Consider the following 25168-nt stretch of genomic DNA (forward strand, 5'->3'; position numbering starts at 1 on the left):
GGTGAGAGAGGGCTGGATTTACAGAATGGCTTTGACGTCGGCGTAGGCCACCGACGATCCGTTCTGCAATTGCAGATTCAGAACGTTGTTGTCATTGCTGACGGCCACCACCTTGTTGCGTTGCAGGGAGGTCGTGGTAACGGCAGTCCCGCCATTGGTGGCTGTGACTTTGAAGCTCAGATCGCCGGAGCCGGTGTAGGACGAGGCATCCCAGGTGAAGGCTTGGCGGCCCTTTTCCTGGGCGCCCAGGTTGACAGTACCCAGCACGGTTCCTCCAGCGGTGCTGACTTCCACCTTTACCGCATCGGCGTTGGAGCTCAGATCGAACGAGCCTTTGCCAACCCCATCCACGATGTCCAGTTTGGAGCCTTCGGTGAGCACGTCATGGCCAATGGTGGAACTGCCCTGCAGGGATTGCAGTGCCGCGATTTGCGTGGCCATGCTTTTCATGGTGTCGTTCAGAGTCTGTATGCCCGACACGGTGTTGATCTGCGCCAGTTGACTGGTCATCTGCGCGTTGTCCATGGGGTTCATGGGGTCCTGGTTGTTCAGCTGGGCGACCAGTAATTTCAGGAACCGGTCTTCGGAGGCGGCTGCCGTCGTCGAGTTGCTGCTGGACGAGGTGTTCGCAATTGAGCTGCTGACAGAGTTGATGGCGGAGTAATCGACGGCCATGGCTGGATTCCCTGTAAAAAATTATTGACCCATCTGCAGCGTTTTGAGCAGCAGGGTTTTGGCCGTGTTCATGACTTCAACGTTGTTCTGGTACGAGCGCGAAGCGGAAATCATGTTCACCATTTCGTCCACGGCGTTCACGTTGGAGTGGGTGACATAGCCGTCGGCATCGGCCATGGGGCTGGTCGGGTCCAACACCTTGCGGCCGGGTTGCTGGCTTTCCGTGATCTCTTTTACCTTGACGCCAGCAGCGCTTTCTGCGCCCATCAGTGTGGTTTGGAATACCACCTGGCGTGCCTTGTAGGGCTGTTGGTCTGGCCCGGCCACCGCATCAACGTTGGCCAGATTGCTGGCCACCACGTTAAGGCGCTGCGACTGGGCGCTGATGGCGCTGCCAGAGACATTGAATATGGAAAACATGGACATGCGTCACTCCTTGGGATCGGCCTGGGCTTATTGCCCCGTAATGGCGCTGAGCATGGTTTTGGCCTGCCCGTTGATAAAGCGCAGCGTGGCTTCGTAGCGGACCGAGTTGTCCACAAAGTTGGCCCGTTCGCGGTCCAAGTCCACCGTGTTGTTGTCCAGATTGGGTTGGCTTTGCACGCTATAGCCCAGTTTCTGGCCGCCTCCAATGGTGCTGTCGCTCAACTCCGGCATGTCCATATGCCTGGCGTTGGTCTTGTTGCCAGTAACCAGGCTGGAGCTGGATGTGGCTGCCTCCATGGCGTCTTTGAACTTGAAGTCGCGCGCCACATAGCCAGGGGTATCTACGTTGGCGATATTGCTGGCGATGGCACGCTGGCGCTCAGCGCGCAGCACCAATGCCTTGCTCTGGAAATCAAGCCCACCCACCATTTTGTCCAACATGCGACACCTCGCGTTTTCGCTAAAGCGAGAGATCCGGTGCCATCCCGGCTCTCGCGTTGGACAAATTATGAGAAAACTTGAGTCTTTTGAGCCCTGGAAGAAGCGGGTGATTTCTGGCCAGTTCCCGGCTTTGTCTTTGGGTGTGTTTGCCTATAGTTCCGCAAGTTGCGGACCGAATCGGCGTGGTGTTCCGCGTGAAGCCAGTCGGGGCATGGAGGTGTTATGCAGTTTCTTTCTTCTCTGGTGGGTGTGCGCCGTGGCGTTGGCGCCGCTGTGGCGGCCTTGTTGTGGTCTGCAGGGGCCTACGCCCAGGTGGAGTCGGAGGTGCTGAGCGTGGGGCAGCGCTGGGCCGAGTCTGCCGTGGCCCAGGTGCCAAGCGATGTGTCCGGGAGCGGTACGTCGTTGCGCATGGAAGTGGTCGTGGGGGCGCTGGATACGCGCTTGCGTTTGGCTCCGTGCGCCAAGGTGGAGCCTTACCTCCCAGCCGGTACCCGTCTATGGGGTAAAAGCCGCATAGGCTTGCGCTGTCTGGACGGGGTGACCCGCTGGAATGTTTTTTTGCCGGTGACTGTGAAGGCTTTCGGCCCGGCCTGGATCGCAAAATCGAATGTCAATGCGGGCGCCGTGCTGACGATGGCCGACGCCATGGCTGCAGAGGTGGACTGGGCGGACGATGTTTCGCCGGTTGCTGCCCTGCCTGAACAGTGGGTGGGTCAGATCGCAACGCGCTCCTGGGGCGCAGGGCAGGTAATACGCCAATCCATGCTGAAGCCGGCCCAGGTGTTCCAGGCAGGTACACAAATCCGGGTTTTGGCCCAAGGCGCGGGCTTTCAGGTGACTTCGGATGGCCAGGCCATGACAGCCGGTGTGGTGGGTCAGGTGGCCCGCGTGCGGATGGATAGTGGGCGGGTGATGTCTGGAATGGTGCTGGACGCCCGTACCGTTCGGATTGAAATGTAACAAGATCAGCTTTTTTACGCCGACTACTGTTTTTAGGGCTAAAGATAATGCGGATTCTGCCGAAACCATTGCTACGATGCTTCACGTTTGAGGCGGTTGGAGAGTGTGATGAAAATTGGAACAGGACAAGAGCTACCGGGAGCGGTTGGTTCTGCCAGCCTCAAAAAGGCCGAGCAGGACAAAAGCGCTGCGCCCGCCAGCATTGCGCAGCAGAGCGCCCAGACGGCGCCCTCGACAGGCGCATCCGTGTCCGTTTCCACCTTGGCTCGCACCCTGGAAACAGCCGACCGCGGTGTGAGTTCCGACTTCGACAGCAAGAAGGTGGCCGAATTGCGGGCTGCCATCAAAAACGGGACTTTCAAGGTCGATCCGGAGGCGATTGCAGACAAATTGCTCTCCAATGCCCAGGAAATGCTGAGCGTCACCTCCAAGTAAGCGCTTATTCGCTGTCTTGTCGTCTGGGGCAATAACCATGTTTGCATCCCGTCTGGAAAACAGTTTGTCCCAGGTTGAACAATTGCTGGAAGATGTTTCGGCTGCCTTGCTGTCTGGCGAGCCTCTGGTTTTGGAGTCCACCAGTTCTGCATTGAGGCAGGCGGTGGTGGGGCTGTCAGGTTTGTTGCAAGGCCCTGCAGCTTCAGCCCGTCTGGATCAGGTGCTGCGTCAGCGGTTGGCGCGGGTTTCGCTCACGTTGTCCCAGCAGCGCTCTAATTTATTGCGCCGGGCCGTGGTGGTGGACCGAGCTTTGGCTGCGGTGTTACCCCAGGCAGCACAAGCGCAGACCTATGGCAACGGCGCAAAGGCATCAACTTACCGAGGTGGTGCGGCCCGTATATATGCGGCCATGGCAACCTGAGTGCTTCTTGCGTCCATTAAAAAAGCCGCCCCATCCGGAGCGGCTTTTTTAATGGGCCTAGATAGTCAAGTCAGCGTTAGTGGCTGCGCATTTTGGCCCGTAGGCGGGCAATTGACTGGCTATGCAGTTGGCAGACGCGAGACTCCGTGATCTCCAGCACTGCTGCGATTTCCTTCAAATTCAGATCGCTTTCGTAATACATGCTCATGATGTATTGCTCGCGTTCGGGTAGGGTCTTGATGGCTTCCACCAGCGATTCGCGCAGTCGGTGATCACGCAACAAGTGCAGCGGGTCTGCTGTTTCATCGGCTACATGGCGGTCCAGGAAGCTGGCTTCGTCATCACCCCCGCCTGTCATGTCCTCCAAATAGACCAGTTGGGTGCCGCGTACCTTGCCCAGCAGGCTTTGGTATTCGGGCAGTGAGAGTTCGAGCTCGGCCGCAATTTCGGATTCCATGGGGCCGCGCCCCAGCCTTTGCTCTAGCTTTTGAACGGCCCGTTCTATGTCCTTCTGGCTTTTGCGCGATCCACGCGACATCCAGTCGCTGTCGCGCAGTTCATCAATCATGGCTCCGCGTATGCGTTGCGTGGCGAAGGTCTCAAACTGCACGCCCTGGGCGACTTCGTAGCGGGTCAGGGCTTCAGACAGGCCGATCATGCCGACCTGTATCAGGTCGTCGAGCTCGATATTCGGTGGCAACTTGGCGATCATGTGGTGCGCCAGCCGCCGAACCAGGGGCACATACTGGCGAATCATGTGTTCGCGGTCCATATGGCCTTTGGCGGTATACATCAGTGGGCTCCCATGACGGAGGTGCCTGAAACCCATGGTTTGTTGTGCGGTGCCATGGACAAACCTTGCACGACCGGGGCGGCATTGGCCATGAGACGCAGTACGAGGCTATGCACATCGTCCCATACGGGTTTATGTTGCTGGAAGGAGCGCACCGTCATGAATTCGGTATTGCAGCCCAGGTATATTTGGGCGCATTTCTGCAGTACCCGGCCCGTGGTTCTTGCCAGGTTTTCGGCGCGTTGAATAGGAGAGGTGATGACCGGCACAATAATGGGTAACAGCCGCGCTTGCAGCAACAGATTCTTGATATTTTTATAGGCTTCCAGCACGGATTCTCGCAGCGAAGTGACTGCCAGCAGGGGGCGCACCTCGCTATTTATCAGCAGCGCAGTCAGTAAGGGGGCCGCCCCATACAGTACGACGACGTCGCAGTTTCTAAACAAGTGGCCCAATGGCTGCAAAGGCATGGGGTGTTCCTGGCTGGCAAGCTGTGCCAGGCGACTCAACCCTAGCCGGGCTGGCACGATGTGCAGCGGCAAACTGGGAGCCGGTGCGTCCTCCAGCCAGTGTGCGCTATCCAACAGGTTCTGTAAACCAGGGTTGCCTTCTGATTCCTGGGTGGTGGCGTCCAGCACGGTTACGCGGTATTGCAACTCTTGCAAGGCGCCACAAACTTGCCACAGTAGCGGCAGTTCGGTGGACGTATCTCCCTGGCTGACCATGGCGATCACGCTCCAAGCGGCCTTGGGCGTCCATCGCCGCAAGCTTTCGCCCTGATCAGCGCAGGATTCAAGCATGTACCCGTTCCTTGCGGTCGGGTTCGGACTGGCCGGGCGAGAAGAAGAAGTTCAAGTCCAGTGCCTTGGGATCGAATGCCGATTTGCTTGACGAGCGCATGGATGCCCGCACCAGCTTTTTGGCATCGGCTGCTTCCCAGTCTTCCGGCACGCGCTGGCCGTTGCACACTCCGCGCAACACCAATTGGTGGCGGATGATGGCGTCCAGTGCGGGGCCCAGTTTGGCGGCTTCGTCTACCTTGGACAGAATGGCTTGCTGTATGCCGCGCGTCTTGAAGGAGGTGAGCACCTCGTCCAGCGTATCGCCATGGCCGCCGGCATTTACTACCAGCAAGCGGTTGACTCCAGGCAGGTCCAGCACGTCCAGCATGTCGCGCTTGCGCGGGTCTCTGGGCGCCAATCCCGTGGTGTCGATAAGCACCATTTTTTTGTTGCTCAGCAAGCCCAGCAGATCCTGCAGTGCGGCGCGGTCATGGGCCAGGTGGGCGACTACTCCCAACATGCGTCCGTACGCCCGCAATTGCTCGTGGGCGGCGATGCGGTAGGTGTCGAGGGTAATCAGTCCAACGCTGTTGGTGCCGTACATACGTACGCATTGCGCGGCCAGCTTGGCTGCGGTGGTGGTTTTGCCCACACCGGTGGCGCCTACCAGTGCATACACGCCGCCTTCTTGCACCATGGATTGGCCGCTTGCGTCGGTGTGCAAATTGCGCTCCAGTACGTCCATCAGCCAGCGAACGGCTTCTGCGGCCGTGGCTTCTTCGGGCAGGCGCTCAATGACGGCTCGCGCCAGGGTGGGTGAGTAGCCAGCCCGGATGAGCTTCAGCATCAGGTTCGACTGGATTGGATCGCTGTTGGCCTTGCCCAGCCAGGCCATGGTGTTGAAGCGCTCTTCAATCAGGTCTTTCATGGACTGCAGTTCGTCCACGATGCCTTTGGAGTTGATGACGGCGGATGCCTGGGTTGCCTTCGACTTGCTGAACGCAGGTGTCGACAGGGGGACTGCGTGGTTGGCCCGCGGTGCTGGTGCTGCCGTTGGCTTGGGCGGCTCCATTTGCGTGCGGTGGATTGATTTTGGAGGCAGGCCCTCGTCATTGGGGCCGCTGACGGTTTCATGCCGGCGGCGCAGCATGCGCTCGCGCACATAGTCTTGGAACGACAGTGTGCTCATTGCCAGCTGTTCTGTGTCTTCCTGTACCGGGATTTGCGCCATGGCCTGTGTTGCGGCAGAGTTGGCCGCAGCTGGCAGGATTTGGGCGGGCCGACCTAAAGACTCAGCCACTTTGTCCAATCCAGACAAGGCGTCTTCGGCGGTTGCCACTACTTCCACGCCGTTGGGTGTGGGGCGGTTCGACAGTATCAGTGTGCCGTCCCCAAAGACTGCACGGGCCTTCGCCAATGCTTCGCGGGATGTTGCGGCGTGAAAGCGTTGGATGTTCATGTCAGTGCACCTTTAAGAATCGGGCCAATGCGGATGGTGTGTGTTTCGGGAATTTCGCTGTGTGCCAGCACCTGCAGGCGGGGGGCGACGCGGCGGACCAATCGGGAGATGGCATTGCGAATCTGGTCCGGGACCAGCAGGCAGGCGGGAACACCCAGCTCTTCTTGTTGCATGGCGACGTCTGCCACGTTACGGGTCAGCAAGTCGGCAACACCGGGGTCCAGCGCCGGGCCAGCTGCGTTGCCCAGGGCTTGCACCAGCATGCGCTCCAGGCCTGGTTCGATGGCGATGACATTGAGCTCGCGGGTAGGGCCGTAGATCTGTTGCACGATCGCTGGCGACAACGCAATGCGCACGCGGCGGGCCAAGTCCGCCGGGTCTTGTGTATTGCCGGCATGTTCGGCCAGGCATTCGACTATGGTGCGTATATCGCGGATGTGCACAGACTCTTCCAGCAGTAGCTGCAAGACTTTCTGGAACGTGGCGATAGACACCATTTTGGGAACCACCTCTTCGATCAATTTGGGAGCCAGTTTGCTAACATGTTCGACCAGCTGCTGCGTCTCTGTGCGGCTTAGCAACCGGGCCGCCTGCACTTGCATCAAGTGTGACAAATGTGTGGCCATCACGGTTTCCGAATCAACCACGGTAAAACCTGCCATTTGTGCGGCTTCCTTTTGCCGTTCGTCGATCCAGTGGGCGGGCAGTCCAAAGGCCGGATCGGTGGTGGCTGTGCCTATCAGCGGCGTAGTGATGCCGCCTGGGTTGATCGCCAGGTGCATGCCGGGGAAGGCCTCCCCTTCTCCCACCACCACGCCACGCAGAGTGATGCGGTAGGCGCTGGGTTTGAGCTCCAGGTTGTCGCGGACGTGTACGGGCGGTGGCAAGAAGCCCACTTCTTGGGCGAATTTGCGTCTGACCCCCTTGATGCGGGTCAGCAGGTCGCCGGGGCGGGTTTTATCTACCAAAGTGATGAGCCGATAGCCCAGCTCCAGACCCAGCAGGTCTACCGGCTGCAGGTCGTCCCAGGTGGCTTCGCCGTCCGTGGGGGGCGGGCCGACGATCAAGGTCGAGTCTTGCGGGACGGGTCGATGGGCAATGGCCCAGGCCATGTAGCCCAGCACGGCCGCCATCGACAGGAAGACGGTGTGCGGCATATTGGGAATGATGCCCATGAACGCCAGAATGCCCGCGGTAATGCCCAGTACGCGTGGCGAGTCGAATAGCTGTTGAATGATCTGCTTGCCGATGTCATCGTCCTTGCCCACCCGCGACACCACCATGGCTGCGGCAATGGAGATCAGCAGGCCAGGGATTTGCGCCACCAGCGCATCGCCAACGGCCAGCAAGATGTAGGTATCGGCTGCCTTGGAGGCGGTCAGTCCGTGCTGCAGCACGCCGATGGTGAAGCCGCCTACGATGTTGATCAGCAAGATCAAAATGCCGGCGATGGCATCGCCGCGCACAAACTTGGAGGCACCGTCCATGGAGCCGAAGAAGTCGGCTTCTTCGCCCACTTCGGCGCGGCGGCGCTTGGCTTCTTTTTCGTTGATCAAGCCTGCGTTCAGGTCGGCGTCAACGGCCATTTGCTTGCCGGGCATGGCGTCCAGGGTAAAGCGAGCGGACACTTCCGCAATACGCTCGGAGCCCTTGGTCACAACGACAAAGTTGATCACCACCAGGATGGCGAACACGATCAAGCCCACCGCAAAGTTGCCACCGATCAGAAAGTGCCCAAAGGCCTCGATCACCGCGCCGGCTGCGCCTGCGCCGGTGTGGCCTTCGAGCAGTACCACCCTGGTGGATGCCACGTTGAGCGACAGCCGCATCAAGGTGGTAAGCAGCAGCACCGAGGGGAATGCCGCAAAGTCCAATGGCCGCGTCATGTAGGCTGCAACCATCATCACCATCAGCGCCACGGCAATATTGATGGTAAAGAAGGTGTCCAACAGCCATGCGGGCATGGGCAGCACCATCATGGCAAGTATGGTTACCACCATGATGGGGGCCGAAACCCCTTGCACCAGGGATTTATTGGTGTTGAACCATTTCTGCAGTGACTGGAGTTGCGGGTTCACGTGGTCGCCTCAGCCAGAATGGTTTTGCTCAGCGGGTCCAGCTCAGGGGGGACATGGGGCTGGGTGAAACTGTCCGGCATTTGTCCTTCGCCACGCATGGCGGCCTTCACCCGGTACACGTAGGCCAGTACCTGGGCCACTGCGGTGTATAGGGTGGATGGAATTTCGCCGTCTATTTCTGCATGCGCGTACAGAGCCCGTGCCAGCATGGGTGACTGCAGCACGGGAATGGCGTGGGCATTGGCTACGTCCCGTATCTTCATGGCCACCAGGTCCGCGCCCTTGGCGATGACCTGCGGTGCAGCCATGGTCTTTTCGTCGTATTTCAGGGCAACCGCAAAGTGGGTTGGGTTCATCACGACGAAATCAGCCTTGGGGACTGCACTGACGCTGCTGCGCTGGGCGATCTCCCGGGCGCGGGCGCGCATTTTGCCCTTCATCTGCGGGTTGCCGTCGGACTCTTTGTGTTCTTGTTTGACTTCCTGGTGTGACATCTTCAGCCGGGACTTCATCAGGAAGGTCTGTAGCGGCACGTCGATTACGGCTACGGCGAAGACGACCAGCAGCAGCATGCTCATACCTGAGCTAATCCAGCTGGCCAGCTGTTGTATGGACAGCCTGCTGGGTTGCAGCATCAGCTGACCCACGGATTCCAGGCTGTCTTTCAGGTAAGTCCAGCTCACCGCAATCAAAATGGCGGTAATGACCAGCAGCTTCAGAATGTCGGTGACCTGTTCTTTGGAGAATAGGCGTCCCAGGCCGGAGATCGGATTGAGCCGATTGAAGTCGGGCATCAGGGGTTTCAGGCTGACGATCCATCCACCCGAGGCGATGGCGCTGCCTATGGCCGCAGCCATGACGATGGCGGCAAATGCGGCGCTGGCGGCCATACCTATCATGACCATGTCCTGCAAGCGGTCCACCATGCTGCCATTGTTGGCCAGGGTGCTGGCATTGAATGACAGTTGCTGGGCTATTGCGAGCTGCAAATGCTCCAGCAATGATGGGGCCAGCACCAGAACAGCGGCGGAACCTGTGCCCAGAACGGCCAGGTGCGACAAATCCTTGGAGCGCGACGCCTGTCCGTCCTTACGCGCTTGCTGCAGCTTGCGCTCTGTCGCCGGTAGGTTTTTGTCTTGACTGGATGAGTCCATGGCAATGGGGTTTTACGAAACCCCATTGTCGGCATCCGGTTTCCCACCTAAAGCCCGATAAGCGGGCCTTAGGTGGCTTAATTGCCCGCGGGCAGTTTGGCTGGCTAGAAGCCCAGGCTGGCCAACAGGTCGTCGACCTGGGATTGGTCTGTCACCACGTCGGTGCGTGCTTCGGGGTCCACCACCGGGCCTTGCAGTTTCTCGGGTGCTTTGGGTGTGATGACTGGTGCCGCATGGCTGGGGGCGGTTTGAATCAGCAATTCGATCAACTGCTTTTCAATCACTGCGGTCAAATTGACAACCCGGGCGATCACCTGGCCGGTCAGATCATGAAAGTCTTGGGCCATCATGATTTCGGTCAGGTGGCTATCGATTTCTTTGCTGGCCTTGTCCACGTCGGCTACAAAGTTGTAGACCGCGCCAGTGGCTACTGCGGCAACCGGGTCTTTCACAATCAGAGCGCCCATGCGGCTGGTTTCGGCTGCGATGAAGTCATGCTGAATCTTTGCCAGATCAACCCGGCTCAGTACTTTTTCCGCCGCTTCACCTGTCAGGCGGGCGATATAGGTCAGCCGACTTTGGGCGTCGGGCAGTTCCTCGACGCTGTCCTTCAGTTTGTCCGTGTAGCCGAGCTCATTGAGTGAATCGTGCAATTGGCGTGTCAGTTGACCGATCTTCTGGTGCACTTCGGGCTGCATGGCTCCGCCGCCAGTAGATGGGGGCTCGTGCGCTGTCATGCTGGGATCAACCCATTCTTCTTGAGGATGTGCGTGAGCTTTTCCTCCAGGGTGGCTTTGGTGAACGGTTTTACGATATAGCCCGCCGCGCCACCTTGGGCTGCGGCCACGATGTCTTCCTTGCGTGCTTCGGCGGTCACCATCAGGACGGGAAGGTGCTTGAGCTTCTCGTCGCCTTTGATGGATGCCAGAAGCTCGAAGCCATTCATGTTGGGCATGTTGATATCGCTCACCACGAAATCGAAGTGGATACCGCTGCGCAGTTTTTGCAGGGCGGCGAGGCCGTCTTCAGCCTCTTCCGCGTCAGCGTAGCCGCTCTCCTTCAGCAGGTTTCGCACGATGCGGCGCATGGTGGAGAAGTCATCAACAATAAGAAAACGCAGGTCAGTTGCCACGGGTGACCCTTTCTAGGTGGGGTTTTAAAAAAAGTCGCATGGTTGCAATTCTCGGCATTTTCATGGTTTCTGCACGCCTTGCGAGGGCTCTGGAGTGGATGTCATGTCTGTAACCTTCGGCGTTGCACTTGTTACGTCTGCGTCTATTGTCGCATTGCCCATCAGTCTTTCTTCGGCCTCGCGGGTCATGATCGTAATACTGATTCTGCGGTTAATGGGGGCTAACGGGTTTTTTGTATCGATAAGGCTGCTGGCAGCCAGTCCTACGACGCGGGCCATTTTTTCGTCGGGCATGCCAGCCGCCACCAGTTCGCGGCGGGATGCGTTGGCGCGGTCGGCGGAAAGCTCCCAGTTGCTGTAACCGCGTTCGCCGTTGCCATAAGGGGTGCTGTCGGTGTGGCCGGCCAGGCTGATGCGGTTTTCTACGCCATTCAGTGCGGAGCCAATTTCCCGAAGGATTTCTCGCATATAGGGTTTGACCAGGGCGCTGCCGCTGTCGAACATGGGGCGATTCTGTTCGTCCACGATCTGGATCTGTAGGCCGTCAGGTGTGCTTTCCAGGCGAATCTGTGAGCGGTATTCGGATAGTTTGGGGTTGCTGGAAATCAGGGCGTCGATCTTGGCGCGCAATGTGGACATGCGTTTGGCGTCCTGTTTGGCGGCTTCGGCCTTGGCGGCTGTTTCGTCCATCTTCTTTTTCTTCGGGTCGTCGCCTGAGCCGCGTGCAGCTTGTCCGACTGTTTTGGTTAAGTCCGCACCTCCGCCGGGTAGAAGGCTGTTGCTGGCACCGGCGCCGCTACCGCCCTGCATGGCCACCTTGAGGGGGGACGTGAAGTAGTCGGACAACCCTTTTTTGTCGCCCTCTGTGGTGGAGCCCAGCAGCCACATCAGCAGGAAGAACGCCATCATGGCGGTTACAAAGTCGGCGTAAGCAATCTTCCAGGCGCCGCCGTGCACAGCGTGGCCGCCTTTTTTGATCTTCTTGACGATGATCGGTTGAAGTTTTTTGCCCTCAGTCGCCATGTCGGTCTTTGCTCAGGTTATTTCTTGCCGCGCACATGGTTTTCCAGCTCGGAAAAGCTGGGTCTGTCAGGGGAGAACAGCACTTTGCGGCCAAATTCGATGGCTGTGGCGGGGTTGTAGCCCTGCATACTGGCCAGCAGCGTGGTTTTCATGCACTGCAATTCTTTGGCGCTGTCTTCGGATTTTTGCTCCAGCAGGCCACCCAAGGGCTCTACCACCCCGTAGGCCAGCAGAATCCCCAGAAAGGTTCCGACCAGGGCGGACGCGATCATCCCACCCAACACAGCCGGTGGCTGGCCCACTGAGCCCATGGTGTTCACCACCCCCAGCACGGCGGCCACGATCCCGAAGGCGGGCAGTGCGCCGGCCAGGCGCGCAATGGCTGCGACGGGGGCATGGGCTTCTGCGTGGTGGGTATCGATTTCGCTGTCCATCAGCGACTCGATTTCATGGGCATTCAGATTGCCTGACACCATCATGCGCAGATAGTCCGTCATGAACTCCACGACATGGTGGTCGCTGCCGACCGTCGGATATTTCTTGAAAAGCTCAGACTCGTGGGGGGATTCCACGTCGCCTTCAATGGCCATCAGCCCTTCCTTGCGTGCTTTTTGCAGGATGTCGTAGAGCAGGGACAGCAGCTCCATGTAGCGGGTCTTGGTGTACTTGGACCCTTTGAGTGCCTGGGGCAGCAAGGCGATGGTGGCCTTGAGCACTTTGGGTTGGTTGTTGACTGCGAAGGCGCCCAGTGCGCCACCAAAAATGGTGATCAACTCAAACGGCAGGGCATGCAGGATTACGCTGATATTGCCACCGTGGAAGACGTACACGCCGAAAATGCAACCCATGGAGACGGCGTAGCCGATGAGGACAATCATGTTTGGATGTTGGCAAGCGTTGTGGCGATAGGCTGGGCCGATAGTGCCGGTGCCAGCGGTTTGACCCTGTGTGTAAATGTATCGGATTTAAAGATGTTTGCACGGGGAGAAGGGGCGCAAAACGACGTCAAATCGGCCTTTGCATTCGCTCGGTGCTGGTTATTCTTCCAGGGTACGAATATCCCATAGGCCCTGTGCCCCAGGGCGGCACGACCATGACTCTCGCGACCACCGATACCGCAAGCCTGCCGCGCACGGACGACTCCGTGGCCGAGGGCTTGCTGGCGCAGGCCATGGATGCGCACCGCCGGATGGAGTATGCGCAGGCCGAAGCGGCTTACCGCGCCGTGCTGCAGGATGAGCCTCTCAACCCCGATGCCAACCACAATCTGGGGGTGCTGCTGGCCATACAGCTGCTGCGGCCCCTGGAGGCCTTGCCGTATTTCGAGGCGGCGCTGAATGTAGATGCCACCAGCACCCAGTTCTGGTTCAGCTATATCGATGGGCTGATCCGCTGCCAGTATTTCGATATGGCGCGCCAGGTCTTGCCTTTGGCGCAAGCCCAGGGTCTGTCGCGTGCGATGTTCAATGCGTTGTCCGAGCGCCTGCCCGTACCGGCGGCAGACGAGGTCGTGAAGCCGCATGTGGCGCTGGAGCCCACCCCGGCAGAGCAAAAAGCCCTGGTGGTCTACTTCCAGCAGAAAAGCTATGTACAGGGTGAGGCTTATGCCCGGGCCTTGGTGGAGCGCTGCCCGGAAAGCGGTTTTGCCTGGAAGGCGCTGGGAGCCATGCTGCAGCCGCAAGGCAAAAAGGAAGAGGCCCTGGAGGTCAAGAAACGGGCTGTGCAATTGCTGCCGAATGATGCCGAGGGTCTTTGCAACCTGGGCCGCGCGCATTTCGAGTTGGGGCAGATTCCCGAGTCCATCGCCGTGTTTCGCGCCACTGTGGCGGTCAAACCCGATTACGCCGAGGCTTTCAACAACCTGGGCCTGGCCTTCAACGCGAACGGCCAGATCCATGATGCGCATGCCTGCTTTGAGCGGGCAATTGCCTTGCAGCCCGACTTTGCCGAGGCCTATAACAACCTGAGCGGCATTTTCAATGCCCACGGACAGGTGGACGAGGCCATAGACGCCCTGCAGCACGCGCTGGCCTCCAAGCCCGACCACCGTGTCGCGTTTGACAACTTGCTGTTCGTCGCCAACTACCATCCGGACAAGAGTGCGGCGGCGATCTACGAGATCTATGCGGACTTCGAGAGGCGTTTTGGAGCGCCACACCGCAGTGAGTGGCAAGCCCATAGCAACCCACCGGCGGCCGGCCGACGCCTGAAGGTCGGCTATGTTTCGCCCGACTTCAAGAACCACGCCTGCACCTTCTTCATGGAACCCCTGCTGGCCCACCATGATGCCCGCGTGGTCGATGTCTATGCCTATGCGGAGCTTACCCAGGAAGACGGCGCCACCCAGCGCTACAAGGGCTACGTTGAGCACTGGGTCCCCACGCGTGGCATGAGCGATGCGGCCTTGGCGGCGCGTATTCGTGCGGATGGCATTGACATTCTGGTGGACCTGGCCGGCCACACCGCCGGCAACCGCCTGGGTGTGTTCGCCCGCAAACCGGCCCCGGTATCCATGAGCTGGATGGGCTACGGCTACACCACCGGCCTGAAAGCCATCGACTACTACCTCACCGACGCCACCAGCGCACCTGAGGGCTGCGAACATTTGTTCTCAGAAAAGCCATGGCGCCTGCCCGGTAGCTACACTGCCTACCGTCCAGTCACCACCACCGGCGAACCCAGCCCCCTGCCTGCACTGCAGCGCGGTTATGTGACCCTGGGCACCCTGACCCGGGGCGTGCGCATCAACCACCGCACTATCCGTGTTTGGGCTGCCATACTGCAGCGCTTGCCCACGGCACATATCGTTATTGACAGTAGCTCCTTCAAAGATGCCAGCGTCCAGCAAGCGGCGGTAGATAAATTCACCGCCCATGGCATTGCCACGGAGCGGCTGCATATTGGATTCAACAGCCCGCCGTGGGACGTGCTGCGCGGCATCGACATCGGGCTGGACTGCTTCCCGCACAACTCCGGCACGACCTTGTTTGAAACCCTGTACATGGGATTGCCGTTTGTCACCCTGGCGGGGCGCCCCAGCGTGGGACGCATCGGCAGCGCCATCCTGGAAGGCATAGGCCACCCAGAGTGGATAGCGCAGACGGAAGACGAGTACGTGGACAAAGTGGTGGCCCTGGCGGCGGACCTGCCTGCCCTGGCACATCAGCGGGCCACATTGCGCCAGCAGATGCGGGATAGCCGGCTGATGGACGAGCTGGGCTTTGCCCGCAATGTGGAAGCTGCGTACCAGGCCATGTTCGCCCAATGGGAGGCGGCGCCCAAGACCAGCAAGAAGCAGAGCCGCAAGGCGCTGGGCGCGCATCCCAGCATGGACGACATGAAGTTGCTGACCTCGTTCTTCGAGTCCCGCGACTTCGATGCCGGTATCAAGGCCGCGCAGACCATGGTGCACAACTACCCGCAGCACGGCTTTGGCTGGAAGGCCCTGGGCGCGCTGTTGCAGGCTTCGGGGCGCGCGGTGGAGGCCCTGGATGCCAAACGCCAGGCCGCCAAGCTGCTGCCGCAGGACGCCGAGGCTGCCTGCAACCTAGGTCATTCGCTACAAGATTTAGAGCATTACTCGCAGGCGGAGATTGCGCTGAAGCGTGCTTTGCAGCTCAAACCAGCCTACGCCGAAGCCTTCAATAATCTGGCCATCACCTACCAAAAGATGGGTCGGCTGGAGGAGTCCGAGGCCAACTTCCGTTCTGCACTGGCGCTGACACCCGAGCACAAATCGATTTTCGACAACCTGCTGTTCACCCTGAACTACCACGCCGGCCATACGGCCGAGCAGGTGTACGAGAGCTACCAGGACTATGAGCGCCGCTTTGGCGCACCGCAGCGCGCCACCTGGCTACCGCACACCAACAACCGCACGCCCGGGCGCCGCCTCCGGGTGGGCTATGTGTCGCCTGACTTCCGCAACCATTCCTGCACCTTCTTCATGGAGCCGCTGCTGGCCCACCATGACCCTGCGCAGGTAGAGGTGTGGGCCTACGCCGACCTGGGCCGTGAAGATGACGTCAGCCAGCGCTACCAGAGCTATGTAGACCACTGGGTGCTGACCCGCCATCTGTCGGACCAGGCCCTGGCCGAGCGCATCCGTGCCGATGGCATCGACATCCTGGTCGATCTGGCTGGCCACACCGTGGGCAACCGCCTGGGTGTGTTTGCCCGCAAACCCGCTCCCATCTCCCTGAGTTGGATGGGCTACGGCTACACCACCGGCCTGCGCGCCATCGACTACTACCTGACCGATGCGGCCAGCGTGCCCGTGGGTAGCGAGCATTTGTTCTCCGAGGAGCCCTGGCGCCTGCCGGGCTGCTACGCCGCCTACCGTCCTGGTACCGGCATGGGCGAGGTGAATGCTCTGCCGGCGCTGGAGCGTGGCTACGTCACCCTGGGCACGCTGACCCGGGGCGTGCGCGTCAACCACCGCACTATCCGCGTCTGGGCGCGCATCCTGCAGCGCCTGCCCACGGCCCATATCGTGATCGACAGCCGCTCGTTTGGCGACGGCCCGGTGCAAGAGGCGGCGGTGCAAAAGTTCATCGCCCACGGCATTGGCCGCGAGCGCCTGCACATCGGCTACAACAGCCCGCCCTGGGACGTGCTGCGCGGCATCGACATCGGACTCGACTGCTTCCCGCACAACTCCGGCACCACCCTGTTCGAGACCCTGTACATGGGCCTGCCCTATGTGACCCTGGCCGACCGGCCTAGCGTGGGCCGCATCGGTAGCGCCATCCTGCAGGGCCTGGGCCGGCCGGAGTGGATCGCCCAGACCGAAGATGCGTATGTGGACAAGGTGGTGGCCCTGGCCTCCGACCTGCCGGCCCTGGCCCGCTTGCGTGCCACGCTGCGCGCGGAGATGCAGGCCAGCCCCCTGATGGATGAGGCCGGCTTCACCCGCCAGGTCGAGCAGGCCTATGCGCAGATGTTCGCGCGCTGGCTGGCCGATGTGGCGCCGGGCACGGTAGAGGCCACGCCGCCCGTGGAAGCCATGGACGCACTGGTACGCAGCTTCAATGCGGGCCAATGGGAAGAGGGCGCCCAGGCGGCCCGCGCCCTCGTGGCGCGTTATCCAAGGCATGGCTACAGCTGGAAATTGCTGGGTTCTTTGCTGCAAAAACAGGAGCGACTGGAAGAGGCGCTGCAGGCCAAACGGCGTGCTGTCCAACTGTTGCCGGACGACACCGAGGCCTTGTTCAACCTGGCGCGGACCTACGAGCAGCAAGGGCTGATGGAGCAGGCGGAGCACTACTACCGCCAGGTCATCGCCTTGCAGCCGGACGACGCCGAAGCCCAGCACAACCTGGGCAACACCCTGTGCGGCCAGGGGCGCCGGGTCGAGGCGATACCTTGCTACCGCGAGGCCCTGCGCCTGAAGCCAGACTTTGTTTCCGCCCACCAGATTTTGGGCACCTTGCTGCAGGACGCCGGCAATTTTGTCGAGGCCGAGTCGGTCTGGCGCAGCCTGTTGCGCTGGACACCGGACGACGTGCAGATATCGCTGCACCTGAGCCGCGCGTTGCAACGCCAGGGCAGGGGCGCCGAGGCCGAGGCCTGCATACGTGGTGCCGTGAAGGTCAAAGAGGGCGACTACGAAAGCTATTTCCACCGTGGCAACTTCCTGGGTGAGCTGGGCTTGCAAAGCCAGGCTGAGGCCGATTACCGCAGTGCCCTGGAGATCAAGCCCGATGCAGTGGCGGTGCTGTGCAATCTGGGCGCCAGCCTCAAGGAGCAGCGGCGCCTGACCGAGTCGGAGGAGTACCTGGCCAAGGGCATTGCGCTGGACCCGGGCTTTATGCCGACCTGGTCCAACTACGCCGTCACGCTGCTCATGCAGGGGCGTTTGGCGGAATCCATCACCAGCTTTTACCGTGCCCTGGAGCTGTGCGACTACGCCGCCCCGGTGTATTCCAGCATGTTGTTTGCGCTGAACTACGACGCCGACAAGAGTGCCGAGGCCATCTACGAGGTCTACGCGGACTTCGAGCGGCGGTATGGTGCACCGTACCGCAGTGAGTGGCCTGCCCACAGCAACCCACCGGCGGCCGGCCGGCGCCTGAAGGTCGGCTACGTCTCGCCCGACTTCAAGAACCACGCCTGCACCTTCTTCATGGAGCCCCTGCTGGCACACCACGACCCCAGCGTGGTGGACGTGTACGCCTACGCCGAACTCACCCAGGAAGACGGTGCCACCCAGCGCTACAAGCGCTATGTAGAGCACTGGGTGCCCACCAGAGGCATGAGCGATGCAGCCTTGGCTGCGCGTATCCGTGCCGACGGCATCGACATCCTGGTGGAGCTGGCCGGCCATACCGCAGGCAACCGTCTGGGGGTATTTGCCCGCAAACCGGCTCCTGTCTCCATGAGCTGGATGGGCTACGGCTACACCACCGGCCTGAAAGCCATCGACTACTACCTGACCGACAAGGCCAGCGCGCCTGAAGGCTGCGAACACCTGTTCTCCGAGCAACCCTGGCGCCTGCCCGGCAGCTACACCGCCTACCGCCCGGCCACCACCACCGGTGAGCCCAGCCCCCTGCCAGCGTTGACACGCGGCTACATCACGCTGGGCACGCTGACCCGGGGCGTGCGTATCAACCACCGCACCATCCGTGTCTGGTCCGCCATCTTGCAGCGCTTGCCTACGGCCCATATCGTCATCGACAGCAGCTCCTTTACCGACGCCAGCGTCCAGCAGGCTGCGGTGGACAAATTCACGGCCCACGGCATAGAGCCAGAGCGCCTGCACATTGGCTACCACAGCCCTCCGTGGGACGTGCTGCGTGGCATCGACATCGGGCTAGACTGTTTTCCGCACAACTCGGGTACGACGCTGTTCGAGACCCTGTACATGGGATTACCGTTTGTGACCCTGGCGGGCCGCCCCAGCGTGGGCCGCATCGGCAGCGCCATTCTTGAGGGCGTAGGCCACCCGGAATGGATTGCCCAGAGCGAAGACGAGTACGTGGACAAAGTGGTGGCTCTGGCGGCGGACCTGCCGGCTTTGGCGCACCAGCGTGCCACGCTACGCCAGCAGATGCGGGATAGCCGGCTGATGGACGAGGTGGGCTTTGCGCGCAACGTGGAGCAGGCCTATGCTCAGATGTTCCAGCGCTGGGAGAGGAGAGACATATGAAAGCAGTGATATTGGCCGGCGGCCTGGGTACCCGGATTTCCGAGGAAACCCACCTCCGTCCCAAGCCCATGATCGAGATCGGTGGCAAGCCCATCCTCTGGCACATCCTGAAGATGTATTCCGCCCACGGCGTGAACGACTTCGTGATCTGCTGTGGCTACAAGGGCTACATCATCAAGGAATACTTCGCCAACTACTTTCTGCATATGTCCGATGTGACCTTCGACATGGCGCAGAACCGCATGGAAGTGCACCACAAGCACGCCGAGCCCTGGAAGGTCACTCTGGTGGACACGGGCGACGACTCCATGACCGGCGGCCGCCTCAAGCGCGTGGCCGACTACGTGAAAAACGAGCCCGCCTTCTGCTTCACCTATGGCGACGGCGTGTCTGACGTGGACATCAGCGCCAGCATCGCCTTCCACCAGCAGCACGGCAAGTTGGCTACGGTGACTGCCGTACAGCCCCCGGGCCGCTACGGCGCGCTGCGCATGGAGGGCGACGTGGTGCAGGGTTTCACTGAAAAACCGCGCGGCGACGGGGGGCTGATCAACGGCGGCTTCTTCGTGCTCTCGCCCCTGGTGCTGGACCGCATCGCCGGCGACAGTACCAGCTGGGAGGCCGAGCCGCTGGCGGGGCTGGCCCAGGAAGGCCAGTTGCGCGCCTACGAGCACACAGGCTTCTGGCAGCCCATGGATACGCTGCGTGAAAAGAATCTGCTGGAGGAGCTTTGGTCCTCTGGTAAAGCCCCTTGGAAGCGTTGGTAATGGCGGTCTGGCAAGACGCCCCGGTATTTCTCACCGGCCACACCGGCTTCAAAGGCGGCTGGCTGGCCCTGGCCTTGCACGCCATGGGCGCCAAGGTCCATGGCTATGCGCTGGACCCGAACACCAGGCCCAGCCTGTTCGAGGTGGCGCGCGTGGCGGATGTCCTGGCCAGCGACACCCGTGCCGACCTGGCCGACCGGACGGCGCTGCAGGCTGCCCTGGCCGCGGCCCAGCCCACGGTGGTGTTCCACCTGGCGGCCCAGCCCTTGGTGCGCGCCAGCTATGCCGACCCCTTGGGCACTTTTGCCACCAATGTGATGGGCACGGTACATCTGCTGGAGGCCGTGCGTGCGGTCCCCAGCGTGCGCGCCGTGGTGGTGGTGACCACCGACAAGGTCTACGACAACCGCGAATGGGTCTACCCCTACCGCGAAGCCGATGCCTTGGGCGGCCACGACCCCTACAGCGCCAGCAAGGGCGCGGCCGAGATCGTCGCCGCCAGCTACCGTGCCAGCTTTTTCCATACCGCCGATGCGGCGCAGATCGCCACCGCACGCGCCGGCAATGTGATTGGCGGCGGCGACTGGGCGGCGGACCGCCTGGTGCCCGACTGCCTGCAGGCCTTTGCCGCCGGCCAGCCGGTGCAGCTGCGCTACCCCGGCGCGGTGCGCCCCTGGCAGCATGTGCTGGAGCCCTTGTCCGGCTATGTGCGCCTGGCCGAGCATCTGCTGGCCCGCGCGCCGCAGGCCGCCAGCGCCTGGAATTTCGGCCCCGACGCACGCGGCGACGCCAGCGTGGGCCAGTTGGCCCAGCGCCTGGCCAGCCTGTGGGGGCAGGGCGCCCGCGTGGACATGCCCGACGGCGGCGACCATCCCCACGAGGCAGGCCTGTTGCGCCTGGACATCACCCGCGCCCGCGCCCAGCTGGGCTGGCAGCCGCGCTGGAGCTTGGACCAGGCGCTGGAGCACACCGTGGCCTGGCACCGCGCCTGGCGCGCCGGTGAAGACATGGCCCAGCTCTGCCGTAGCCAGATGGAGGCCTATGGCCCGCTGTAACCCGTTTGCTCTGTTATTGATAGCTGCTTGCGCAGGTATTTCCTGTGCCGGAGGCACTTTTTATTCAAAGAAAGTGGCGCAGCCATGAGCCGATTTGAACTGCAGCCCACCCCGCTGGTCGGCCTGTGGGTGGTGCAGCGCCAGCGCCTGGGCGATGCCCGGGGCTTTCTGTCGCGCCTGTTCTGTGCCGACGAGCTGGCCGCGGCCGGCTGGGTCGGCCCCATTGCCCAGATCAACCACACCCAGACGGCCGAGCCCGGCACCGTGCGCGGCATGCACTTCCAGCACCCGCCGCATGCCGAGATGAAGCTGGTCAGCTGCATACGCGGCGCGGTGTGGGACGTGGCGGTGGACCTGCGGCCCGATTCGCCCACCTATCTGCGCTGGCATGCCGAGCCACTGTCGGCCGACAACCAGCGTGCGTTATTGATACCCCCCGGCTTTGCCCACGGCTTCCAGGCGCTGGAGGCCGATGCGGAAATGCTGTACTGCCATTCCCAGGCTTATGCGCCGCAGAGCGAGGCCGGCCTGCACCCGCAGGACCCGCGCCTGGCCATAGCCTGGCCGCTGCCGGTGCGTGGCCTGTCTACCCGCGACGCCAGCCATCCGGCGCTGGGTGATGATTTTGAAGGAGTCCGTTTGTGAAATGCCGCCACTGTGGGGCCTTGCTGAGCCTGCCTTTTCTGGACCTGGGCAGCGCCCCGCCCAGCAACGCCTACCTGACCGACACCACGCTGAACGCGCCCGAGGTCTGGTACCCCCTGCGCGTGCTGGTTTGCCAGCACTGCTGGCTGGTGCAAACCGAGGACCACGCCGGGCGCGAGGCCCTGTTCACCGCTGACTACGCCTACTTCAGCAGCATCTCCAGCTCCTGGCTGGCCCATGCCCAGGCCTATGTGGCCGAGATGCAGCAGCGCTTTGGGCTGACGTCCGCTAGCCGGGTGGTTGAGGTCGCGTCCAACGACGGCTATCTGCTGCAGTACGTGCAGGCCGCCGGCGTGCCCTGCTACGGCATCGAGCCCACGGCCAGCACGGCGGCCGCCGCCAAGGCCAAGGGGATTGTGGTGGTAGAACGCTTCTTTGGCGTGGCACTGGCGCAGGAGCTGGTAGCCCAGGGCCAGCAGGCCGACCTGACCGCCGCCAACAATGTGCTGGCCCATGTGCCCGACATCAACGACTTCGTGGCCGGCTTTGCCCTGCTGCTCAAGGCCCAGGGTGTGGCGACCTTCGAGTTCCCACACGTGCAGCAGATGGTGCAGCAGTGCCAGTTCGACACGGCCTACCACGAGCACTATTCCTATCTGTCGCTCACCGCCGTGCAGCGCATCTTTGCAGCCAACGGCCTGCAGGTGTTCGACGTGCAGGAGCTACCCACCCACGGCGGCAGCCTGCGCGTGTTTGCCCAGCGCTCGGATACTGGCACCCAGCCCGTGGCACCCGCTGTGCAGCAGGTGCTGCTGGGTGAGGAAGCGGCCGGCATGCGCACGCCCGAGTTCTATAGCCAATTTGGCGCGCAGAGCAGGCGCATTGCGCGTGAGCTGCTCTCATTTTTGGTGAGCGGCGCACATGCGGGCCACAGTGTTGCCGCCTACGGTGCGGCTGCCAAGGGCAATACCCTGCTGAACTTTGCCGGCGTGCGCCCGCACCTGCTGCCCTATGTGGTGGACCGGGCTCCCGCCAAGCAGGGCAAGTACATGCCGGGCAGCCGCATTCCCATCGTGGACGAAGCCTATTTGCGCGCCCAGCAGCCGCGCTATGTGCTGATACTGCCGTGGAACCTGCAGGCCGAGGTGATGGAGCAGCTGGCCTACATCCGCGACTGGGGCGGCCGCTTCGTCACCGCCGTGCCGGGGCTGGTCGTGTGGCCGTGAAGGTACTGCTCACCGGCGCCAGCGGCTACCTGGGCCGCTACGTGCTGGCCCAGCTGCGCACCCAGGGCTGCGAGGTGGCCGTGTTGGGGCGCAGCCTGCCAGCCGGGTTTGAAGATGTACCTCTGGTGCACTGCGATCTGCTGGACGGCGCGAACCTGGCCGAGGCCGTGCAGGCCGCCGGTGCCAGCCATTTGATGCACCTGGCCTGGACCACCGAATACGGCAAGTACTGGACATCTCCGCTCAACTTCCGCTGGGCCGACGCCACGCTGCGCCTGCTGCAGGCCTTTTGCGATGCCGGCGGCCAGCATGTGGCGATAGCCGGTAGCTGTGCCGAATACGACTGGGCCGCAGGCTATCTGCGCGAAGACGTGTCGCCTTACGCCCCTGCCACCTTGTACGGCGTGGCCAAGGATGCCACCCGGCGCATGGCCGCTGCCCTGTGCGCGGGCCGGGGCGTGTCCATGGCTTGGGGCCATATCTTTTTTCCGTTCGGGCCGGGCGAGGCGCCTCAGCGCATGCTGCCTTCGCTGGTGCGGGTGTTCCGGGGTGAAGCACCACCGTTTGGTGTGAACGTGGCGGCCTACCGGGGCATGCTGCCGGTGCCGGATGCGGCGGCAGCCCTGGCCACGGTCTTGCTGCAGGGCTGCAACGGCAGCTTCAATATCTGCTCCGGCGAGCCCAGCCGCATTGGCGACGTGGTGACCATCCTGGCACGCTTGTGCGGCGCCGACCCAGCCCCCGTGCTGGCCCTGGCCACGGCCCGCCCGGGTGACCCGCCCATGTTGGTGGGCGACAGCACTCGCCTGCGCGCCACCGGCTGGCGGCCCCAAATGACGCTGGAGCAAGGCCTGGCTGCCATGGTGGTGCCTGTGCCTACAACGACCAAGGTGACGCCATGACCGACAAAAACCATCTCACCGGCATGTTCTGGGGCGCCGCCAACAAGCCCGAGTTTCTGCGCGGTATCCAGCACAGCGTGAACAACCTGGACGTGCAGGTGGGCATTTACACCGGCGACAACCTGTTCACCTTCAACCGGAACCTGAGTTTTCTGGACGATGAGGCCTTTATGCGCTCCGTCGAGAAGAACGTCCATGAAGACGTGGAGCGGGCCATCCTGTGGCGTACCTCTATCCTGCTGTGGGGCGTGCGCAACGGCCTGAAGCTGGAGGGCGACTTCGTGGAGGGTGGTTGTTACAAAGGTACCAGCGTGCGCGTGGTCTGCGACACGGTGGACTTCGCCCGCTGCGACAAGCGCTACTACCTGTACGACCTGTTTGAACATGCCCCTGGCATGGCCCACCACGCCATGCCCGACCACGGTAACCAGCTCTACCAGGCGGTGGTAGACCGGTTTGCCGACATGCCCAATGTGGTGGTCACCCAGGGCGCAGTGCCCGAGGTGCTGCACCAGGTGGCGCCCGAGAAAATTGCCTTCATGCACCTGGACATGAACAACGCGGCGGCCGAGGTGGGCGCGCTGGAAGTTCTGTTCGACCGCATGGTGCCCGGCGCCCTGCTGGTGCTGGACGACTACGGCTGGGCCGTCTACCGCGACCAGAAGCTGGCCGAAGACGCCTGGCTGGCCCAGCGTGGCTACCAGGTGATGGAGCTGCCCACCGGCCAGGGCCTGGTCATCAAACGCTAATTACATACGCCCATTCAAGAAACAAGGAGCACGACATGACCCCAGAACAACAATTTGCCGCCGAACGCCAGGAGCGCCTGGCCGCCTATGCCCAGGACACGGCCTTCAAAGACCTGTCGCGCCAGTGGCTGCAAGCTTCGATGGACAAGAAATATGTCTACAACTTCGACTGGCTGGGCCGCCCCATCATCCAGTACCCGCAGGACATGGTGGGCATCCAGGAGCTGGTGTGGCAGGTGCGCCCGGACCTGATTATCGAAACCGGCATCGCCCACGGCGGCTCGCTGGTGCTGAGCGCCTCCCTGCTGGCCATGCTGGACATGTGCGACGCCATCGAGAGCGGCAGCACCATTGACCCGCGCAAGTCTGCGCGCAAGGTGATTGGTATCGACATCGACATCCGCCCGCACAACCGTGCTGCCATCGAGGCCCACCCCATGGCCAGCCGCATCCAGATGGTGCAGGGCTCGTCCGTCGCGCCCGACGTGGTGGCCCAGGTGCATGCCGCGGCCCAGGGTTATAAGAAAGTGTTGGTGTTTCTGGATTCCATGCACACCCATGACCACGTGCTGGGCGAGCTGGACGCCTATGCGCCCCTGGTCACGCCGGGCAGCTACTGCGTGGTGTTCGACACCTTTGTCGAAGACATGCCGCCCAACTTCTTCCTGAACCGCCCCTGGGATGTGGGTAACAACCCCAAGACCGCCAGCCGCCAGTGGCTGAAAAGCCACCCCGAATTCGCCGTGGATAGCGCGTCCGAGTCGCGTCTGATGGTCACCGTGGCCCCCGAAGGCTTCCTGAAGCGTATCGCTTGAGGTTTTGTTGATGCTTCTGTTTTGATAGCTGCTGGCGTAGGTATTACCTGCGTCAACAGCATATTTCCCTATATATCTGC

General features: G+C 61.9%; 23 protein-coding genes. 11 read left to right on the forward strand and 12 right to left on the reverse strand.

The window, feature by feature from the left end; genetic code table 11:
• Positions 1-18 precede the first annotated feature (18 nt).
• Genes AC07O2_RS20650 through flgB form a run of 3 tightly spaced genes read right to left on the reverse strand, consistent with a single transcriptional unit; the run spans position 19 to position 1542 of the window.
• Positions 19-675, reverse strand: coding sequence for a flagellar hook assembly protein FlgD (locus AC07O2_RS20650; RefSeq protein ID WP_495234225.1), 657 nt, complete (start codon positions 673-675; stop codon positions 19-21).
• 21 nt (positions 676-696) lie between these two features.
• On the reverse strand, positions 697-1101 hold the full coding sequence (gene flgC, locus AC07O2_RS20655) for a flagellar basal body rod protein FlgC (RefSeq protein WP_495098501.1): 405 nt from the start codon (positions 1099-1101) through the stop codon (positions 697-699).
• 27 nt (positions 1102-1128) lie between these two features.
• The gene (gene flgB, locus AC07O2_RS20660) at positions 1129-1542 is read right to left on the reverse strand and encodes a flagellar basal body rod protein FlgB (RefSeq protein ID WP_495098500.1); all 414 of its coding nucleotides are present in this window, start codon (positions 1540-1542) and stop codon (positions 1129-1131) included.
• A gap of 222 nt (positions 1543-1764) precedes the next feature.
• Between flgB and flgA the strand changes: the two genes are divergently transcribed.
• From flgA to AC07O2_RS20675, 3 genes are all read left to right on the forward strand, one after another.
• The gene (gene flgA, locus AC07O2_RS20665; protein WP_495234226.1) at positions 1765-2502 is read left to right on the forward strand and encodes a flagellar basal body P-ring formation chaperone FlgA; all 738 of its coding nucleotides are present in this window, start codon (positions 1765-1767) and stop codon (positions 2500-2502) included.
• 108 nt (positions 2503-2610) lie between these two features.
• Positions 2611-2937, forward strand: coding sequence for a flagellar biosynthesis anti-sigma factor FlgM (flgM, locus tag AC07O2_RS20670; protein WP_495098498.1), 327 nt, complete (start codon positions 2611-2613; stop codon positions 2935-2937).
• A 37-nt stretch (positions 2938-2974) separates the two neighbouring features.
• The gene (locus tag AC07O2_RS20675) at positions 2975-3358 is read left to right on the forward strand and encodes a hypothetical protein (RefSeq protein ID WP_495234227.1); all 384 of its coding nucleotides are present in this window, start codon (positions 2975-2977) and stop codon (positions 3356-3358) included.
• 76 nt (positions 3359-3434) lie between these two features.
• Here AC07O2_RS20675 and AC07O2_RS20680 read toward each other — a convergent pair whose 3' ends face one another.
• The 9 genes from AC07O2_RS20680 to motA form a co-directional block, all read right to left on the reverse strand.
• Positions 3435-4151, reverse strand: coding sequence for an RNA polymerase sigma factor FliA (locus tag AC07O2_RS20680; protein WP_495098496.1), 717 nt, complete (start codon positions 4149-4151; stop codon positions 3435-3437).
• Positions 4151-4951: a P-loop NTPase family protein gene (locus tag AC07O2_RS20685; protein ID WP_495234228.1), complete on the reverse strand. Its 801-nt coding sequence runs from the start codon at positions 4949-4951 to the stop codon at positions 4151-4153. Before AC07O2_RS20685 ends, AC07O2_RS20680 begins: the two co-directional genes overlap by 1 nt.
• On the reverse strand, positions 4944-6392 hold the full coding sequence (gene flhF / locus AC07O2_RS20690) for a flagellar biosynthesis GTPase FlhF (protein WP_495234229.1): 1449 nt from the start codon (positions 6390-6392) through the stop codon (positions 4944-4946). The genes AC07O2_RS20685 and flhF overlap by 8 nt, the downstream gene beginning before the upstream one ends.
• A complete protein-coding gene (flhA, locus tag AC07O2_RS20695) occupies positions 6389-8470 on the reverse strand; it encodes a flagellar biosynthesis protein FlhA (protein ID WP_495098493.1) in 2082 nt (693 codons plus the stop codon). Before flhA ends, flhF begins: the two co-directional genes overlap by 4 nt.
• Complete coding sequence (locus AC07O2_RS20700) at positions 8467-9624, reverse strand: EscU/YscU/HrcU family type III secretion system export apparatus switch protein (RefSeq protein WP_495098492.1); 1158 nt, start codon at positions 9622-9624, stop codon at positions 8467-8469. The genes flhA and AC07O2_RS20700 overlap by 4 nt, the downstream gene beginning before the upstream one ends.
• Before the next feature lie 104 nt (positions 9625-9728).
• Positions 9729-10361, reverse strand: coding sequence for a protein phosphatase CheZ (locus tag AC07O2_RS20705; protein WP_495098491.1), 633 nt, complete (start codon positions 10359-10361; stop codon positions 9729-9731).
• The gene (gene cheY / locus AC07O2_RS20710; protein ID WP_495098490.1) at positions 10358-10756 is read right to left on the reverse strand and encodes a chemotaxis response regulator CheY; all 399 of its coding nucleotides are present in this window, start codon (positions 10754-10756) and stop codon (positions 10358-10360) included. The genes AC07O2_RS20705 and cheY overlap by 4 nt, the downstream gene beginning before the upstream one ends.
• Positions 10757-10816: 60 nt before the next feature.
• Entirely contained in the window at positions 10817-11779 is a 963-nt protein-coding gene (motB, locus tag AC07O2_RS20715; protein WP_495098489.1) for a flagellar motor protein MotB, read from the reverse strand.
• Between the two features lie 17 nt (positions 11780-11796).
• Positions 11797-12657: a flagellar motor stator protein MotA gene (motA, locus tag AC07O2_RS20720; RefSeq protein ID WP_495098488.1), complete on the reverse strand. Its 861-nt coding sequence runs from the start codon at positions 12655-12657 to the stop codon at positions 11797-11799.
• Between the two features lie 215 nt (positions 12658-12872).
• Between motA and AC07O2_RS20725 the strand changes: the two genes are divergently transcribed.
• From AC07O2_RS20725 to AC07O2_RS20760, 8 genes are all read left to right on the forward strand, one after another.
• Positions 12873-18929, forward strand: coding sequence for a tetratricopeptide repeat protein (locus AC07O2_RS20725; RefSeq protein ID WP_495234230.1), 6057 nt, complete (start codon positions 12873-12875; stop codon positions 18927-18929).
• Entirely contained in the window at positions 18926-19696 is a 771-nt protein-coding gene (gene rfbF / locus AC07O2_RS20730; protein WP_495105748.1) for a glucose-1-phosphate cytidylyltransferase, read from the forward strand. Before AC07O2_RS20725 ends, rfbF begins: the two co-directional genes overlap by 4 nt.
• A complete protein-coding gene (rfbG, locus tag AC07O2_RS20735) occupies positions 19696-20751 on the forward strand; it encodes a CDP-glucose 4,6-dehydratase (protein ID WP_495234251.1) in 1056 nt (351 codons plus the stop codon). Before rfbF ends, rfbG begins: the two co-directional genes overlap by 1 nt.
• A gap of 84 nt (positions 20752-20835) precedes the next feature.
• Complete coding sequence (locus tag AC07O2_RS20740) at positions 20836-21396, forward strand: dTDP-4-dehydrorhamnose 3,5-epimerase family protein (RefSeq protein WP_495234231.1); 561 nt, start codon at positions 20836-20838, stop codon at positions 21394-21396.
• Entirely contained in the window at positions 21393-22622 is a 1230-nt protein-coding gene (locus AC07O2_RS20745) for a class I SAM-dependent methyltransferase (RefSeq protein WP_495234232.1), read from the forward strand. The genes AC07O2_RS20740 and AC07O2_RS20745 overlap by 4 nt, the downstream gene beginning before the upstream one ends.
• The gene (locus AC07O2_RS20750; RefSeq protein WP_495234233.1) at positions 22619-23524 is read left to right on the forward strand and encodes an NAD-dependent epimerase/dehydratase family protein; all 906 of its coding nucleotides are present in this window, start codon (positions 22619-22621) and stop codon (positions 23522-23524) included. The genes AC07O2_RS20745 and AC07O2_RS20750 overlap by 4 nt, the downstream gene beginning before the upstream one ends.
• Entirely contained in the window at positions 23521-24273 is a 753-nt protein-coding gene (locus AC07O2_RS20755; RefSeq protein ID WP_495234234.1) for a class I SAM-dependent methyltransferase, read from the forward strand. The genes AC07O2_RS20750 and AC07O2_RS20755 overlap by 4 nt, the downstream gene beginning before the upstream one ends.
• 35 nt (positions 24274-24308) lie before the next feature.
• Positions 24309-25088 carry a cephalosporin hydroxylase family protein gene (locus AC07O2_RS20760; RefSeq protein ID WP_495098480.1) on the forward strand — a complete coding sequence of 260 codons (780 nt, stop codon included), beginning with the start codon at positions 24309-24311 and terminating at the stop codon, positions 25086-25088.
• Positions 25089-25168: the final 80 nt, after the last annotated feature.

The sequence above is a fragment of the Rhodoferax sp. GW821-FHT10B06 genome, assembly GCF_059415605.1.

Excerpts from the sequence above, each read along its gene's own strand:
- AC07O2_RS20650 (WP_495234225.1), bottom strand. The coding sequence starts at position 675 with ATGGCCGTCGATTACTCCGCCATCAACTCTGTCAGCAGCTCAATTGCG.
- flgC (WP_495098501.1), bottom strand. The coding sequence starts at position 1,101 with ATGTCCATGTTTTCCATATTCAATGTCTCTGGCAGCGCCATCAGCGCC.
- flgB (WP_495098500.1), bottom strand. The coding sequence starts at position 1,542 with ATGTTGGACAAAATGGTGGGTGGGCTTGATTTCCAGAGCAAGGCATTG.
- flgA (WP_495234226.1), top strand. The coding sequence starts at position 1,765 with ATGCAGTTTCTTTCTTCTCTGGTGGGTGTGCGCCGTGGCGTTGGCGCC.
- flgM (WP_495098498.1), top strand. The coding sequence starts at position 2,611 with ATGAAAATTGGAACAGGACAAGAGCTACCGGGAGCGGTTGGTTCTGCC.
- AC07O2_RS20675 (WP_495234227.1), top strand. The coding sequence starts at position 2,975 with ATGTTTGCATCCCGTCTGGAAAACAGTTTGTCCCAGGTTGAACAATTG.
- AC07O2_RS20680 (WP_495098496.1), bottom strand. The coding sequence starts at position 4,151 with ATGTATACCGCCAAAGGCCATATGGACCGCGAACACATGATTCGCCAG.
- AC07O2_RS20685 (WP_495234228.1), bottom strand. The coding sequence starts at position 4,951 with ATGCTTGAATCCTGCGCTGATCAGGGCGAAAGCTTGCGGCGATGGACG.
- flhF (WP_495234229.1), bottom strand. The coding sequence starts at position 6,392 with ATGAACATCCAACGCTTTCACGCCGCAACATCCCGCGAAGCATTGGCG.
- AC07O2_RS20700 (WP_495098492.1), bottom strand. The coding sequence starts at position 9,624 with ATGGACTCATCCAGTCAAGACAAAAACCTACCGGCGACAGAGCGCAAG.
- AC07O2_RS20705 (WP_495098491.1), bottom strand. The coding sequence starts at position 10,361 with ATGACAGCGCACGAGCCCCCATCTACTGGCGGCGGAGCCATGCAGCCC.
- motB (WP_495098489.1), bottom strand. The coding sequence starts at position 11,779 with ATGGCGACTGAGGGCAAAAAACTTCAACCGATCATCGTCAAGAAGATC.
- motA (WP_495098488.1), bottom strand. The coding sequence starts at position 12,657 with ATGATTGTCCTCATCGGCTACGCCGTCTCCATGGGTTGCATTTTCGGC.
- AC07O2_RS20725 (WP_495234230.1), top strand. The coding sequence starts at position 12,873 with ATGACTCTCGCGACCACCGATACCGCAAGCCTGCCGCGCACGGACGAC.
- rfbF (WP_495105748.1), top strand. The coding sequence starts at position 18,926 with ATGAAAGCAGTGATATTGGCCGGCGGCCTGGGTACCCGGATTTCCGAG.
- rfbG (WP_495234251.1), top strand. The coding sequence starts at position 19,696 with ATGGCGGTCTGGCAAGACGCCCCGGTATTTCTCACCGGCCACACCGGC.
- AC07O2_RS20740 (WP_495234231.1), top strand. The coding sequence starts at position 20,836 with ATGAGCCGATTTGAACTGCAGCCCACCCCGCTGGTCGGCCTGTGGGTG.
- AC07O2_RS20755 (WP_495234234.1), top strand. The coding sequence starts at position 23,521 with ATGACCGACAAAAACCATCTCACCGGCATGTTCTGGGGCGCCGCCAAC.
- AC07O2_RS20760 (WP_495098480.1), top strand. The coding sequence starts at position 24,309 with ATGACCCCAGAACAACAATTTGCCGCCGAACGCCAGGAGCGCCTGGCC.